The following is a 14679-nucleotide window of genomic DNA, read 5'->3' on the forward strand; positions in this document are numbered from 1 at the left end:
CAAGCTTGATGCTTTAGCTCTTATCATAGAGCTTAAACCCTAAAAACTATCACTATGAAAACCAAATTTACTTTGGTCACAGTTCAAATTTAAGATAGCTCCTTTGGTTTTTATAGCGAATAAAACCTAATGTTTATCTATAGGTATTTTGCTTAGCATTCTTGTCCCTACAATTAAAACCTACTCATATAGTTGCTCGTAGGCGCTTGCCGCAAGCGGAAAAGACCGAATATGATAACTAAATTGCTCTTCCTGCTGCTCTACCCCATAAAAGACCAAGGAATGCCCCAACCGTCGCCTTTCTATAAATCCTTGCCCCAAAATAGGCCCCAACAGACGAAGATCGCCATAGGCATAGCTCTCCAATAAAGGAATTATCCGATGAGCAAAACAAAGGTTCAATTCCTCCAATTGCCGAATCCCCAAGAAGTAAGCATGCCCAATCTCCTGCGCCGCCGAAAAATATAAACGAATCCGCTGGTTGAGGGCCTGCAGTAGCCGAGCCAAGTCAATGCCCTGACAATCTCCCAAGAGCTGCGGCTCTGGTCGTACCGCTATGGCATGAAAACGCCTCCGCAAGGCCCAATCTAAGGACTGTAGACTGCGGTCGCCCTCATTCATGGTCGCCAGAATATAGAGGTTGTCGGGCAGCGCAAAGGATGCTTTAGAATAGGGCAGTTGCAGAAATAAAGGCTCTGTTCCTCCCAATCGGTTTTCTGCACTCAATAAAGAAAGTAGCTCCCCAAATACAGCTCCCACTTCAGCCCTGTTCAATTCGTCAATCAAAAGCACAAAACGCTTGAGGGGTTGGGCCAAGGCCGCCTTGGCCAAACGCTTAAACAAGCCTTCCTCTAATACATAATGAAGCTGCTTGCCTCGCATCTGGGGCTTTAGCCCTTCCATAAAGTCTTCATAACTCATAGCGGGATGAAAGGCAAGCATAGCCAAATGCCCCGCCTGCCGCTGCTCTTCCAAACGCTGCTCTATCTCTTCTGTCGATAACTGCTCTATTTGGACCAAAGGCAGCCCCTCGCAAATGCTTAAGGCCTCCAAACGAGCCGCCCGGGTTTTTCCACAAGCAGATGGCCCATAATAGAGCTGGTTGAGGGGCCGCGCTTTCTCCCGATGATAAATCAATTGGCTTTCTTCCCAATCATCTATCTGCTCTTTGCCTAGACTGTCGTATTGTTTGTCCCATAGTTCCCGAATTAGCGGCAAGAATAGCAGTTGCCCCAATAGAAAGGGGGCGTTTTCGGCTAGCTTGGCCTTTAGCCCCAATTCAATAAATAAATCTAATAGCAAGCTTTGCGAGGCCGCTGGCCCCAAAAAACTATCAAGGATATAGGAGAGGGCTTTTTGCCTGAAAATAGGCAGCCGCTTTAAGGGCTGCTCCAAATAGGCCAGCAAAAGTTGCCCCGAGGCCGATAAGCCTTTGGCATTGCCGTCTCTTTTGTAAATCAGGAGCTGCTCGGCCCAAAAAGAAAGCTGCATGGGCCAAAGATTAATGCCCGGCCCATGGCTCTGCAAGTGTAGCTTTTGCGCAAACTGAGGCTGTAGCTCGGCCAATAATAAACCCAATTGTAGATGTACAGCCTGTAGAGAACTAGAGAGTTGCTCAAATTCTTCTCCCCACTGCGCTCCCTTTTTCCACTGCAGCCGCAAAAGCTGCATCTCCTCTTCTTCTAATAAGGGCAGGGCCTTAAAATTGGCCCATTGCGCAAAGAGCGCAGCCAAAATAGGCCGATCGGCCTCCGCATAACTCGCTAGGCTGATTTGTAGTTGAGGAATCAAGTTGCGGAGGAGCTCCGCATAAGGACTAAAAATCGACATCTTTTATAAGCTGCTTGGTATTAGCCCCAAAACTATAAGTTTAAGACCAGAACATATTGCTTTTAGCTAATTTTAAAGCCCAATAGACCCAAATCTCTCCAAAAATCAGGATAGGATTTGGCCACAACTTCGGGCTGATCCATCTCTAATGGACCAAGCAACAGCGATAAGGGCGCCAAGGACATGAGCATCCGATGATCTTTGTAACTACTAATTAAGGGCTTTTTTTGGGCCCTTTTTACTCCCGACCTAATATGCATCCAGTCTTCCCCAATTTCTACCTCCGCCCCCAGCTTTTCTAACTCCTTTTTCATGGCCGCCAAACGGTCGGTCTCTTTGATGCGCAAACTCTGTAGACCAAAAAGCTGGCAGGGAATAGCTAGTCCCGCCGCTACGGCCATTAAGGTTTGGGCCAAATCAGGATAATGCCGACAGTCGTAGCGCAAAGAGGAGGGCAGCGGCTGCGCTATTTTCTTTAGTTGTAGCTCTCCTGAAGGTGAAAACTGACTCATGACGCCCAGCTCTTTCATCAGCTCCATAATAATAGAGTCCCCCTGCAAGGAGTTCTGCTGCAATTGCCCCAAACGCAAACTAAATCCAGGCTCGGCCAAGGCGACTAGGGCATAGTAGTAGGCCGCCGCGGACCAGTCGCCCTCTACAATAAATTCTTCTTCGGGAGCTTGGTAGTTCTGGGCCTCAATTAAAAAGCTTTTTCCCGCCTGCAGGTAATCAATGCCAAACTGCTCCATCAGGCCTAAGGTCATCTGAATGTAGGGCATGGAAATAATCTCCCCCTCTAGCTGTAGCTTTAACCCCTGAGGTAGGGCAGGGGCAATAAGCAAGAGGGCCGAAATATACTGGCTGCTGATGCCGCCATCTATACGCAAGCTAGGCATTTCTGCTGTGGCCGTCCAAGTAGAGGCCCCAATCTGTAAGGGCGGATAGCCCTCCTGGCCCAAGTAGTCAATTTGGGCCCCAAGGCTGCGCAGGGCTTCTACCAATGGACCAATGGGCCGCTCTAGCATCCGAGCAGAACCCGTGAGCACTTGCTTTTTGTTGTTGAGGCAAAGGTAGGCCGTGAGAAAACGAAAACAGGTCCCCGCATCTTCGGCATCTAGTATTTCTTCTTCTTCTTGCTGTAGTAGTCGGACCAAGCTCTGGCTGTCTTTGGCCCTAGATAAGCTTTTTGGGGGCGCCAATTGGCCCATAATCGCCTGAATAATCAATAAGCGATTACTAATGCTTTTGGAGCTGTTGAGCTGAATATATTGGGCGCCTGCCAAGCTTTTGGGCGCTTCTAAGAGTCGATTTTTAGGCATAATTAGTTGGTTGATCAAGTTTTTTTGGAGTGAAAAGACCCCCAAAGGGGCGGGCTGGCCTAGCGATGTGCAGCAGTGGCCGTCAGGCCAGACCAAGGCGGCAAAGCCGCCGCAGGGCCGAGCAGACCTGCGAGCTGCGAAACGTAGCGCCGCAAGGCCGTAGGCCGCAGCGGAGGCCCCAAAAATAAATGATCATTAGAACAAGCTAGGCATAGAATAGTTTAGGCAAAAAAAAGCCCCCTTCTTAAGGAAGGAGGCCAATTTGTTAGGTCTTAGTTGCGCTTAGAAACGAGCTGATTTACAGCCTTGGCGCTTGCGGCGGCGCTTGCGAGAGCCCACCAAACCGTTGTCAATAAAGTTGTAAGAAATAGTGATTCCGGTAATGAGGTACCAGTCTTGGGCCTTATCGCCACGAGTGGTTTGCCCCCCTCTTTCGGCTACGGCTGCATCATAGGCATCTTGGGCGGGGAAATCGGCCCCAAAGGTGCCCCCAGCCTGATTGACCAGGTACTCATAAGTGCGGTCAGACATCAGTTGCTGCTCCGAGAGGTTGCCAAATTGACCCCCATCATAAGGATTTTGATCGTAGAGGGCGGTGGCGGGATTGGTGGTCACATCATAGGGATAACTCAAAGAAACATCGTCTAGGTAATCCGTAAATGTTTTGCGAAAGCCAATCTCAAAACCAATATTGAGGTGGCTATGAACGGCAAATTTTACCCCCAAACCCATAGGAATAGATAGCTGTGTAAGCTCATAAGGATTTCTGTTGGGTAGGTTGGGATTGCCCTGTCCCTCGGTGGCCAAGGGCTGTAGCGCTACCCATTCGTCATCTCGGTTGGGGTCAAAGTGCTTGGCCTTGGGGTTGTAGTTGAAAACGCCCAAACCAATAAAGGCATAGGGAGAAAATAATTTTTTGTGGCCCATCGTATTGTAGCCCATAAAGTTGATTTCGGCCATCAAGGCCCCTTCAAAAATATGAGAGCGGAAATGCAGGTTCCGAATCTGGTCGCGTAGCTCTTTCGCATCTTGGTCGTTGCCCGAAATATTGCCGTAGCTGGCCTGCAACCTAAAATTGAGGTATTGGTTGAGGTTGTAGCGAGCAAAAATACCTCCCGCCAAATGCAGATGTTTGCTATCGAGCATAGAGTTGACCAACTCCCCCGAATAACTAGAGGTCCCTAGTTGTGCACCTACCTCAAAATAAGGCCTGGCCCAACTGTGCTGAGCCTGAACAAAAAAGGGAAGCGATAAGGCTAAAAAGAAGAGTGATAGTGTTTTCATATAAGCAGTTTTTGAATTGGAGGGCTAGGGGAATAGGGACAGGTCTACCTGAAAATACAATATTATAATGGCATAGCCAAATTCCAATTTACTGGGGAATGATTAGCTCGTAATCCTCATAATGTAGTCCTCCCCAAACGCCTAAGCCGCCCTGAATATTGGATTCAATGCGGACATAATTGCCAAAAGGCCCCTGGCTGCCCGAACTGTACTCAAAGGTTTGCCAAAACCGAAAATGCGGATAATCAATGTTACTTACTCGAACAACGGCGGTGTCGCCCCGCCAATAATAGCCTGCCGTTTCTAGATCAAATTCAGAAACAAAGGACTGCCCCCGCTGTACCGGGATTTCAAAACCTACCCGCCCATCAAAAATCTTATCATCCGTAACCGATTGGCCCAAAAGCGGATAAAAAGGCTCCTCATTCCGCTTGGTAAATACCCGATAGTAGTTCTCCTCTCCCGCAGGATCAGTCACCGAAGCCCGCAATTCAACCAAAGAGTCATTCTCCGGATAATCAGGATGATCGACGTAGTACAGGCTGTCAAAACCCACCAAAGGCACTAAGGTCGTTACCGCCGAAACGCTATCTTCTCCCGCCCGAACCAGCAGGCTATAACTCCGCCCCGGCTCAATCTCTAAAGGAGAAAAGTTCAAAAAACCAAAGATGTCTATATATATGCAGTATTCTAGCTCAGTGACCGAAATGCCCCCCAAACCCAAAAATTCGGCAACAGTTTGGGCCACAGCTGTATCCAAAGCTGCCAAATCACCTAAGCAAAATTCGGTCAGTTGGACTTCGTTCTCTCCATCCGATACCCTAACGTCGGCATCATGCACAAAGAGTTCTGCTAAACGAGCAGGACTCAAATCCCCGATATAAGGCGAGCTTTGGGTCAAAATAACATAGGGCGGCAGGGCCCCCGGCCCATATTCCACATAGCCTTCTACCACCAGTTGAGGCTCATCAAAAACGTCTTCGGGGGTATACTCTTCTTCACAGGCACTAAGGCCCAATAATAACAACAGCAAGGCAAAAATGGGGAGCTGGTTTCGCATGTTTTCTCTTTTACCGCTTTAACGATCTGTAAGACCCAAAGGTTGATGCCGAAGTCGCTTTATTCTGTTTTTTTGGGGCCTCCGCCTCGCTTCGCTCGTCGGCGGTTACTCCCTTTGGTCGTCGAACTGCGTCCTAAAGGACTTGTTGTCGCTTTGGGGCTCGCAGGTCTGCTCGGCCCTGCGTCGCCTTCGGCTTCGCCGCCCCCTTTCGCATCGGTTACTCCCTTTGGTCGTCGAACTGCGCCCTAAAGGGCTTGTTGTGGCCTGCGGCGGCTTCGCCGCCTGCTAAACCGCCTAAGGGCCCAATTGTTACTAATAAGTTAAAGTGCTGACTTAGTGAACTTCTTGCTAAGGTCCAATGAGCTAGCTTTTGGTTAGCTCGAGCTAATACTTTCCTAGCTCGACCTAGGGTTTGGTCAGCTCGACCTAGGGTTTGGTCAGCTCGACCTAGGGTTTGGCTAGCTCGACCTAGCTTTTGCTTAGCTCGACCTAGGGTTTGGTCAGCTCGACCTAGGGTTTGGCTAGCTCGACCTAAAGCGCCACTAGCTCAAGCTAGGATTTGGCTAGCTCGACCTAGGGTTTGCTTAGCTCCAGCTAAGCGGCTACTAGCTCCAGCTAGAGTTTGGCTAGCTCGACCTAAGCGGCTACTAGCTCCAGCTAGAGTTTGGCTAGCTCGACCTAAGAGGCCACTAGCTCCAGCTAAGGTAAGGGGCTTGTCCCTAGGCGCAGGAAAGGGGAAACACAAAATTTTAAACAGTCTCCCCTAAATTCAGCCGCCGAAGAATAGGGCCTAAAGAAAAAAAGACCGCTGAGCGGCCCAGCGCTGCGGAGGGGTGGCCGAAGGCCAGACCAAAGCCGCCGCAGGCGGCTGCAGGGCCGAACAGACCTGTGAGCCCCGCAGCATAGCGGCGGCCAGCTTGCTGGCCGCGGGCCCCAAAACAAGCTCCCCAAAAATTAAATTAGCAAGCGCTCAAAACTTTTTTCCTAAATTGCTTTTCTAAGAACAAAGAATCAATGAAATGTTAAAAGTTGCTTTTTCGCCCATTTACCGCTATGAGCTGCCCCAAGGCCACCGCTTTCCCATGATCAAATATGATCTATTGGCCCAGCAGCTCATTTATGAAGGTTGTCTGGAAGAAGAGAATTTTTTTCAGCCTCAGCCCATTGCCGAAGAATGGATTTTGCGCACACATAGCAAAGATTATTGGGACGCCCTAAAGGAGCAAACGATCTCGGCCAAAGCTGCCCGTAAAATTGGCTTTCCCATGTCCGAGAAATTGGTCCAACGTTCTAAAGTGATTGCTCAAGGGACCATTGATTGCTGTCTGGCGGCCCAAGAATATGGGGTTTCGCTAAATATTGCGGGCGGTACGCATCATGCCTATGCCAGCCATGGAGAGGGCTTTTGTCTGCTCAACGACTTTGCGATTGCGGCCAATTATCTTCTGGACCAAGGCCTGGCCCAGCAAATTCTCATTGTCGATTTGGATGTGCATCAAGGGAATGGCAGCGCCAAAATCTTTGAAAATGAGCCCAGAGTGTTTACCTTTTCTATGCATGCCGCAGCCAATTATCCTTTCCGCAAAGAACGCTCGGACCTCGATATTGCCCTGCCCGACCTGATGGATGATGGCCCTTATTTGCAGGTTTTAGCCGATTGTTTACCCGCTTTGCTCGAAAGCCTTCGGCCAGATATGGTCCTTTATCTCTCTGGCGTAGATGTACTGGCCTCTGATAAGTTGGGCCGCCTAGGCCTAAGCTTAAATGCCTGCGCTCAGCGAGACCAATTCGTTTTTAGCTGCTGCCAAAAGGCAGGCGTTCCCGTGGCGGTCAGTATGGGCGGTGGCTACTCCCCCCAACTGCGCTACATCATTGAGGCCCATGCAAACACTTACCGAATGGCCCAAAAAATTTACAGTTAAAATGAAGAAACAACATATTGCCATCATTGGCGCCGGCATTGGCGGCATTGGGGCCGCCGTACGCCTAGCTGTCGCTGGCCATAGCGTAGCGGTCTTTGAGGCCAATAGTTACCCCGGCGGAAAACTCTCCAATTTGCAAGTAGGAGATTACCGCTTTGATGCGGGTCCCAGCCTCTTTACCATGCCCCAATATGTAGAAGAACTCTTTGCCCTAGCTGGCGAAAACCCCAAAGATTTCGGCTTTGATTATCATCGCCTAGATACGGTTTGTAAATATTTTTGGGAAGATGGGCAGTCTATTTCCGCCTATGCCGATCTCCATAAATATGGCCAAGAGGTAGAAGAAAAACTGGGCTTTCCGGCCCAAGCGCTTAAGGATTACCTAGCCTGGGCCCGCTTTAGATACGAAACTACCGCCCCCATTTTCCTAGAGCATTCTCTGCATCGACTAAGCACCTATTTTCGCTGGAAAACCTTTAAAGGGGTGCTGGCCATGCCATGGCTGGGGCTGCATCGCTCTTTGGACCAAGAGAATAAAAAGCGCCTAAAGCAGCACCCCAAAATGGTCCAACTCTTTAATCGCTATGCTACTTATAATGGCTCTAGCCCCTATAAAACCCCAGGGATCATGAGCCTAATTCCGCATCTGGAACAGGGTTTTGGGGCCTTTATGCCCAAGGGGGGGATGAAGGAAATTAGCCATTCATTGGTTCGTTTGGCCGAACATTTAGGCGTTAAATTTCATTATGGACAAAAAGTAGAGGAGATTTTGGTCCAGAACAAAGCCGTAAAAGGCATCCGAATTGGCCAAGAAGAACTCGCCTTCGATCAAGTCGTTTGTAATATGGATGTCTTTTTTGCCTACGACCGCCTTTTGCCCAAACAGCCCAGACCTAAGCGCATTTTGGAGCAACCCAAATCCTCTTCGGCCCTCATTTTTTATTGGGGGATGGACCAGAGTTTTCCCGAACTAGATGTGCACAATATCTTTTTTAGCGATAATTATCCAGAGGAGTTTCGCCAACTATTTGAGGAAAAAAGTCTTTATGAAGATCCTACGGTCTACATTCACATCAGCTCCAAAATGGAGCAAACAGACGCCCCCTTGGGCCATGAAAATTGGTTTGTCATGATCAATGCCCCACAACTTAATGGCCAAGACTGGGAGCAATTGATTGCCCAAAGCAAAAAGCGGATTCTCGAAAAGCTAGAGCGCATTTTGGGCCGGCCTATTCAAGCCCATATTGTCGAGGAGGAGCTGCTTTCGCCCGCTCTGATTCAAGAGAAAACCCAATCGCATTTGGGGTCTTTATACGGCACCTCCTCCAACAACAGCATGGCGGCTTTTTTCCGGCATCCCAATTTCTCTCGGCAGCTATCGGGCCTCTATTTTGTGGGCGGCAGTGTGCATCCTGGGGGCGGCATTCCCTTAGCCCTTTTATCGGCCAAGGTGGCCACAGAAGACCTCATCAAAAACCTAAAATAGATGTCCTTAAGCTATTCGCAAAAGCAAAATTGGGTGCTCATTCTGCTCTGTGGCCTCTATGCCGTGGGTTTAGTGGGCGTTAGTTGGCCCTTGCATCCCGAATTTATGCGGCTAACCCCCCTCAATTTATTAACTACTTTTGGCCTCTGTCTTTGGGCGGAAAAACAGCAAGACAAACGTTTATATTTGGCCCTTTTGGCGGTCTATTGGGGCGGCTGGTTTCTAGAATTGGCGGGGGTGCAAACGGGCCTTATCTTCGGAGAGTATAGCTATGGCGCCACTTTAGGCCCTCAGTTGGGCGGCACGCCTTTCATGATCGGCCTCAATTGGGCCATGCTGGTCTATGCTTCTAGCTCGATCATTCTGCGCTTTTTTTCTAGCCGCCCGCTTTGGCTGCGCAGCCTACTGGCCGCCAGCCTAATGGTCAGTCTGGACCTCTTCATTGAGCCCGCTGCGGTCCGTTACGATATGTGGAGCTGGGGCAATACGCCCTACAACAGCCTATTGGTTGCGCCTTGGCAAAATTATGCCGTCTGGTGGTTGGCCGCCTTTGGACTACAGCTCTTTTTTGGCCATTTTTTGGGGCCTAGGCGCAACCCCGCCCTCGAATTTTTGTTTCTTTGGCAGTTCGTTTTCTTTCTCTGGATCTACCTCTTTTTATTGATGTAGTTCTTTTTTGGGGGCCTCCGCCTCCCTTCGGTCGTCGGCGCTACGTTTCGCAGCTCGCAGGTCTGCTCGGCCCTTCAGCGCTAAAGCGCTTTGGTCTGGCCCTTCGGGCCACTGCTGCACATCGCTAGGCCATAGCGGGCTTCGCCCGCTTTTGGAGCCGATAATTTCTACTTTCTCATAATACCTTTAGTATGCAGATTTTACTCTATACCTTAATTACGCTTGCTAGTGTCATCGCCATGGAGTTTGTGGCCTGGTTGGCCCATCGCTATTTGATGCACGGCCTCTTATGGATTTGGCATGAAGATCATCATAAGCCTCATGAGGTAGAAGGCTTTTTTGAGAAAAATGATCTTTTCTTTTTGGTCTTTGCGGTCCCTAGTGCGGCCTCTTATATTGTTGGTTCGGCTGTGCCGGGCTATTTTCCCCTCTTTTTTGTGGGGGTGGGTATTTCTATTTACGGGCTGATCTATTTTCTGATTCATGACGTATATATACACCAACGCTTCAAATGGTTTAAACAATTGGATGGCTGGTATTCTAGAGGGATTTTGCGTGCCCATGGCGCCCATCATGCCAAACAGGAAAAAGAGGATGGCGTTTCTTTTGGCCTCTTGCTGGTGCATCCCAAATATTTTCGCAAAAAAAAGAAGTAATATGCCTTGGATGATTTGTTTTCTTATTGCTTTTAGCCTTAGCTTAACGAGCTGTGGAACAGCCGTTAAGGGCCAAGAATCTAGCAAAATAACGCAAGATAGCCTGATTGACCCCCAACTCATTTTTGATGGCAAAACCATTGAAAAGCCGGAGAAGGAGTGGCAAAACCAACTGACGGAGCTAGAGTATAAAATCCTTCGCCAAAAGGGGACCGAAAGGGCCTTTACAGGTGCTTTGCTGGATAATAAAAAAGAAGGGACCTATTGCTGTAAGGCTTGTGCGCTGCCGCTTTTTAAGTCGGCCCATAAGTTTGATTCGGGCTCGGGTTGGCCGAGCTTCTGGGATATTTTTGATCCCAAAAATATTGAGGCCCAAGAAGAGTATGGCTGGACGGGCAAGCAGATCGAAATTCATTGTCCCCGCTGTCAAAGCCATTTGGGCCATGTTTTTGACGATGGGCCCAAGCCAACGGGCTTGCGCTATTGTATCAACTCGGCCTGTCTGCAGTTTGTCGAGCAAAAGAAGTAAACAAAAAATGCCGCTCCTAAAAAGGAGCGGCATTTTTAATATTGGCCCAAACTCCTCCAATGGATTCCTTAGGGAATCCATTGGGGGGGAGGGTGGGCGGGTTATGACAAGGAATGAGGAGCGAAGCGACGAATACCGCTTAAAAGGGGCCAGTTTGGGGCCAAAGAAAGAAGCTCCAAAAAATGCTTATTGGATGAGCGGCCTAGGGATATGCAGCAGGGCCGCCAAAGGCGGCAGACCCAAGCCCGAAGGGCTGCAGGGCCGAGCGAAGAGCGAGCTGCGCAATAGCCCGGCCGCCGAAGGCGGCAGGCCCCAAAACTTAAATCAACTCATTCATAAAGGCTAGTAAAACATCTTCTCGTTGTTTGGCCGAAAGAACATTGAGCAACTGATTGACGGCGCCCATATCGGCAGGTAGGCCGCCTTCTGCAGACTCTAGGCCCATCAATTCTTGAAATTGGCCCAACATAGCGGGATCAAAATCTTCCATTAGAAGGGCCAACATAGAATAATCGAGCGCGGCCAAAAGCTCATTTTCTTCTACCGGATTACTCATCAGTTGGGCTACAGTTTCCTGCAAATCGGCCACAAAACTTGGAATATGCGGGCAATTAAAATGGCTGATGCTCAAATGAATAGCTGCAGGAGAATGTGGGCTCTCCAATTGAACTTGCACATACCAGCCCTTTTGATTGAGCTGATCGGCCAAATCAAAAATGCTGAGGTCTTCATCTTGGCTAGCAAAAGCCAGCAAACTCATATCGGGCTGACCGATCAGTGCTAAGCTAGGCAACTGCTCCAAAGCTGCAATCACGGCATCTCTAGCCGCCTGGCAATCGGCCACTGCATTTTGGTAGCCGGCTAGGCCCATATATTGGAACATGGCCCAGGCGGCCGCCATAGGCGCCCCTGTTTTACTTGATAAAACCGTGGGATTGATTACTGTATAGCCTGGCCATTGCGAGCAACTAAAAATTTGGTGTTGGCGGAGCTCCTTATTGCGGTACAAAATCGTAGAGCAGCCCTTGGGCACATAGCCAAACTTATGCAAATCGCAAGAGATAGAAGTTACGCCTGGCAGCTCAAAGCCAAAGGGCGGCACCTCATGGCCCAACTGCCGCAAAAAGGGCAAATACATACCGCCCACGCAAGCATCTACATGCAAAAGCAAATCTTTTTCTAGGGCCAAATCAGAGAGCTCTGCAATGGGGTCCATCACGCCATGCGCATAAGAAGGCGCAGAGCCCACCAACAAAATCGTCTTTTCGCTAATGGCCGCCCGCATATCGGCCACTTTTAGGCGCTGCGTTTGTGGGTCTACAGCTATAGATTGGATGCCAATATCTAAATAATGAGCGGCCTTATAAAAACAAGGATGCGCCGTAGAAGGGACCAAAATTTCAAACTCCTTTTGATCGGGGTACTTGGCTCGGGCATAATCTCGGGCCGCCTTGACTGCTAAAATCACGCTTTCGGTCCCGCCAGAAGTACAATTTCCCTTCACCTCTTCATTGCCGCCCAACAAAGGCGCTAGCTGTCCAATAATTTGCTGCTCCAAATGCAAAAGAGAGGGAAAAGCCGTGGGGTCCAAGCCATTTTCGGGCAAAAAAGAAAGGTAAGCCGCCTCGGCCACCGCTTTGGCCTCGGGGGTAGTTTGGTAAATATAGGCAAAGATTTTTCCATCTTGCCAGGGTAAATCTTTCCCTTTAAAGGCCTTTAATTGCGCTAAAATTTGCTGCTGATCTTGGCCTTTATTCGGTATCTTGTTCATAACTTATAGTATGTAGTGAAAAACTCCTTAAAAATAAACTAAATGTTTGTTCAAAAAAAGTTTTCTATGAATTTCAGCTAGGAATTGGCCCAAAAAATGACCCCTCAGGCTTGGACCTCTATTTATGAATTAAAAAAGTAAGCAGCATGATTATTTTACTCAATCAATTTCTCTTTTTCACGGCGCTTTTGTTCCAGATGCAAAGCCCTATTTTGGCAGAGGAAGCTCTTTTGGAGTTAAATTTTAAAAAGCAGAGTTTCAAGATGGAGTTTGTTCATCTTCAATATCCCGAAAAAGCGGAGGTTCAAGCCCAAGAATTTGTGGCTCGGCTAGAGAGCAAGGCGCCTTTTTATCATGAGGAACTGGGCCTAAAGATTGAAAAAATCAAGCTCAAGAAAATTCAGGGTCGGGCTTTGCTGCGGATTCAGGGTCATTTTGAGGATAAAGAGCGGCTGTTGCAGGCGCTACAGTTCGAAATTGATGAAAATCAACATATTTTTTACACGGCCCTATCGGAGGAGCGGGTCCTGAACAGCAATAAGGGCGCTCGTTGCGAGTGGACGCCCAAAGACCGAAAGCTTTTTTTGCATCTTGGCCGACGTTTGGAGCAAAGTTGGGAAAATGAGATAGAGGAGAAGTTAGGGCCTTTAAAAGGGCTAGAAGAACTCTACTAATCTTTTAGACGAGCTATTTTAGCTCGTCTTTTTTTTGGGGCTGCCCCGCCCTTTGGGCGGGTCGGGCCATTTCGCAGCTCGCAGGTCTGCTCGGCCCTGCAGGCTTTTCGCTGCGCTTAAAAAGCCTTTGGTCTGCCGCCTTTGGCGGCCCTGCTACAGCCCCTCAGCCTGCGGCGGCTTTGCCGCCTGTAGGACCGTTAGCTACCAGCTATACTTTAGGGCCCAAGAGGTGGTATAATAAAACTTAGCGAGTGGAACAGGCGGTTCTAGTTCGTAGTTGAGTTGGGCGCCAAAGGCCAGGGCCCAATGTTTGGCTATTTTCCAGCTCCATTCATTAGAAACAAAAATGCGGGCTTTTTGCCATTCGCTATCGGGCCTTGTTTGTAGATAAAGGACCAACTGCGTGCGCAGTTTGGGGTTAAAATCCTCCCAATAGCTCAAGTAAAAATTGAGTTTGCCATATTGGGTATAAAAATCACTAATATCGGCGGGGAGCAGGCTATCTTCTACGGCGGAATAGGTCCATTTTTCTGATTCATACATTGCCCCTAGGCCCAAAAAGAGGTTGCTTTGTTCTTTTTGCCGGAGCTTTAAGCGCAGGTTTCCGCCCAATAGATAGCGCTCTTGCATCCCTCGGATTTGGTCGCCTTGAAACTGGGCAAAAAGCTCATATTGCAGGCCTTCTTCGGGGGCTAAGCGGTAGCGAAAATGCGTATAACCGCTATTGAGTGTATTTTCTCCAGCCGATCGAAGCAGGCGGTAATAATTGCTATGCATCAGCTGGTGTTGGCCAGAGTGGTAGGCCCATTCGGCTTGGCCAGTAAAGCTATAGACGGGGGTATAATTTCGTTTTGTGATGCTTAGGTTTCCTTGGCCAAATAAGTGAAAGGCTCGGCTAGAGTCTAGTTTTGGGGCCAGTGCATCGGCATTTAAGATTTGGGCCTTTAGGGGGAGGGCCAAAAGTAGCAGTAAAAATAGCTTAATAGTTTTCAATAAATTCTTTTCTAAATTGACAGTTAATCCAGCTTTCATCAAGTTGAGCACCTAGTTTTTTATAAAAAGCAATAGCGGGAGCATTCCAATTGAGCACCTGCCAGCTCATTCGGCCCACTTTTTTAGTTTTAGCAATTTGCAGGAGTTCATCAAAAAGGAGTTGGCCAATACCTTGGCGGCGGCAAGCTTGCTTCACCACCAAATCTTCTAGATAGAGGCAGGGGCCTTTCCAGGTAGAATAACTAAAGAAATAAAGCGCCATTCCCAAAATTTGGCCCTGTTCATTTTCGGCCACTAAGAAAGAGAAATAGGCTTGGGGCCCAAAGGCATGTTCTTTCATTTCTTCTCTATTTACGGTATGCTCGGCTTCTGCTTGCTCATAAATGGCGAGTTCTCGGACCAGGGCATGGATGGCGGGAATATCTTGGGGGATACCTGGGCGAATTTGAATAGACATCATTAGGTATTTATCATGATAAAAAGGGC

The 14679-nt window shown here is 48.7% G+C and carries 13 protein-coding genes; 6 read left to right on the forward strand and 7 right to left on the reverse strand.

The window, feature by feature from the left end; genetic code table 11:
- Window positions 1-180 precede the first annotated feature (180 nt).
- The 4 genes from SAPGRDRAFT_RS13050 to SAPGRDRAFT_RS13065 form a co-directional block, all read right to left on the reverse strand.
- A complete protein-coding gene (locus tag SAPGRDRAFT_RS13050; protein WP_002659683.1) occupies window positions 181-1830 on the reverse strand; it encodes an McrB family protein in 1650 nt (549 codons plus the stop codon).
- A 62-nt stretch (window positions 1831-1892) separates the two neighbouring features.
- The gene (locus tag SAPGRDRAFT_RS13055) at window positions 1893-3167 is read right to left on the reverse strand and encodes a 3-phosphoshikimate 1-carboxyvinyltransferase (protein ID WP_253271328.1); all 1275 of its coding nucleotides are present in this window, start codon (window positions 3165-3167) and stop codon (window positions 1893-1895) included.
- Between the two features lie 264 nt (window positions 3168-3431).
- A complete protein-coding gene (locus SAPGRDRAFT_RS13060; protein WP_002659685.1) occupies window positions 3432-4433 on the reverse strand; it encodes a DUF6089 family protein in 1002 nt (333 codons plus the stop codon).
- A gap of 88 nt (window positions 4434-4521) precedes the next feature.
- Window positions 4522-5493, reverse strand: a complete 972-nt coding sequence (locus tag SAPGRDRAFT_RS13065) for a DUF4249 domain-containing protein (protein ID WP_002659686.1) — start codon at window positions 5491-5493, stop codon at window positions 4522-4524.
- A gap of 1019 nt (window positions 5494-6512) precedes the next feature.
- Between SAPGRDRAFT_RS13065 and SAPGRDRAFT_RS13075 the strand changes: the two genes are divergently transcribed.
- The 5 genes from SAPGRDRAFT_RS13075 to msrB all read left to right on the forward strand — a co-directional run bounded on the left by SAPGRDRAFT_RS13075 (window position 6513) and on the right by msrB (window position 10755).
- On the forward strand, window positions 6513-7415 hold the full coding sequence (locus SAPGRDRAFT_RS13075; protein WP_002659688.1) for a histone deacetylase family protein: 903 nt from the start codon (window positions 6513-6515) through the stop codon (window positions 7413-7415).
- Window position 7416: 1 nt separating this feature from the next.
- Entirely contained in the window at window positions 7417-8901 is a 1485-nt protein-coding gene (crtD, locus tag SAPGRDRAFT_RS13080) for a 1-hydroxycarotenoid 3,4-desaturase CrtD (RefSeq protein WP_002659689.1), read from the forward strand.
- Window positions 8902-9570: a carotenoid biosynthesis protein gene (locus SAPGRDRAFT_RS13085; RefSeq protein WP_002659690.1), complete on the forward strand. Its 669-nt coding sequence runs from the start codon at window positions 8902-8904 to the stop codon at window positions 9568-9570.
- A 191-nt stretch (window positions 9571-9761) separates the two neighbouring features.
- Entirely contained in the window at window positions 9762-10226 is a 465-nt protein-coding gene (locus tag SAPGRDRAFT_RS13090) for a sterol desaturase family protein (RefSeq protein WP_002659691.1), read from the forward strand.
- A gap of 1 nt (window position 10227) precedes the next feature.
- The gene (gene msrB / locus SAPGRDRAFT_RS13095) at window positions 10228-10755 is read left to right on the forward strand and encodes a peptide-methionine (R)-S-oxide reductase MsrB (protein WP_002659692.1); all 528 of its coding nucleotides are present in this window, start codon (window positions 10228-10230) and stop codon (window positions 10753-10755) included.
- 319 nt (window positions 10756-11074) lie between these two features.
- Here the strand turns inward: msrB and SAPGRDRAFT_RS13105 are convergent, their stop codons facing one another.
- Window positions 11075-12526 carry a pyridoxal phosphate-dependent decarboxylase family protein gene (locus SAPGRDRAFT_RS13105; protein WP_002659693.1) on the reverse strand — a complete coding sequence of 484 codons (1452 nt, stop codon included), beginning with the start codon at window positions 12524-12526 and terminating at the stop codon, window positions 11075-11077.
- 146 nt (window positions 12527-12672) lie between these two features.
- Between SAPGRDRAFT_RS13105 and SAPGRDRAFT_RS13110 the strand changes: the two genes are divergently transcribed.
- The gene (locus SAPGRDRAFT_RS13110; protein WP_002659694.1) at window positions 12673-13200 is read left to right on the forward strand and encodes a hypothetical protein; all 528 of its coding nucleotides are present in this window, start codon (window positions 12673-12675) and stop codon (window positions 13198-13200) included.
- A gap of 201 nt (window positions 13201-13401) precedes the next feature.
- Here SAPGRDRAFT_RS13110 and SAPGRDRAFT_RS13115 read toward each other — a convergent pair whose 3' ends face one another.
- Window positions 13402-14232 (reverse strand): DUF481 domain-containing protein, encoded by an 831-nt coding sequence (locus SAPGRDRAFT_RS13115; protein WP_002659695.1) that lies wholly within the window; start codon window positions 14230-14232, stop codon window positions 13402-13404.
- A complete protein-coding gene (locus SAPGRDRAFT_RS13120; RefSeq protein WP_002659696.1) occupies window positions 14180-14650 on the reverse strand; it encodes a GNAT family N-acetyltransferase in 471 nt (156 codons plus the stop codon). Before SAPGRDRAFT_RS13120 ends, SAPGRDRAFT_RS13115 begins: the two co-directional genes overlap by 53 nt.
- Window positions 14651-14679 lie beyond the last annotated feature (29 nt).

This window comes from Saprospira grandis DSM 2844 (assembly GCF_000275825.1).
Taxonomy (GTDB): domain Bacteria; phylum Bacteroidota; class Bacteroidia; order Chitinophagales; family Saprospiraceae; genus Saprospira; species Saprospira grandis_A.

Bases quoted from the DNA above. Each gene is read 5' to 3' on its own strand.
- SAPGRDRAFT_RS13075 (WP_002659688.1), top strand. From the start codon at position 6,513: ATGTTAAAAGTTGCTTTTTCGCCCATTTACCGCTATGAGCTGCCCCAA.
- SAPGRDRAFT_RS13065 (WP_002659686.1), bottom strand. From the start codon at position 5,493: ATGCGAAACCAGCTCCCCATTTTTGCCTTGCTGTTGTTATTATTGGGC.
- SAPGRDRAFT_RS13115 (WP_002659695.1), bottom strand. From the start codon at position 14,232: ATGAAAGCTGGATTAACTGTCAATTTAGAAAAGAATTTATTGAAAACT.
- msrB (WP_002659692.1), top strand. From the start codon at position 10,228: ATGCCTTGGATGATTTGTTTTCTTATTGCTTTTAGCCTTAGCTTAACG.
- SAPGRDRAFT_RS13110 (WP_002659694.1), top strand. From the start codon at position 12,673: ATGATTATTTTACTCAATCAATTTCTCTTTTTCACGGCGCTTTTGTTC.
- crtD (WP_002659689.1), top strand. From the start codon at position 7,417: ATGAAGAAACAACATATTGCCATCATTGGCGCCGGCATTGGCGGCATT.
- SAPGRDRAFT_RS13050 (WP_002659683.1), bottom strand. From the start codon at position 1,830: ATGTCGATTTTTAGTCCTTATGCGGAGCTCCTCCGCAACTTGATTCCT.
- SAPGRDRAFT_RS13105 (WP_002659693.1), bottom strand. From the start codon at position 12,526: ATGAACAAGATACCGAATAAAGGCCAAGATCAGCAGCAAATTTTAGCG.
- SAPGRDRAFT_RS13120 (WP_002659696.1), bottom strand. From the start codon at position 14,650: ATGTCTATTCAAATTCGCCCAGGTATCCCCCAAGATATTCCCGCCATC.
- SAPGRDRAFT_RS13085 (WP_002659690.1), top strand. From the start codon at position 8,902: ATGTCCTTAAGCTATTCGCAAAAGCAAAATTGGGTGCTCATTCTGCTC.
- SAPGRDRAFT_RS13090 (WP_002659691.1), top strand. From the start codon at position 9,762: ATGCAGATTTTACTCTATACCTTAATTACGCTTGCTAGTGTCATCGCC.
- SAPGRDRAFT_RS13060 (WP_002659685.1), bottom strand. From the start codon at position 4,433: ATGAAAACACTATCACTCTTCTTTTTAGCCTTATCGCTTCCCTTTTTT.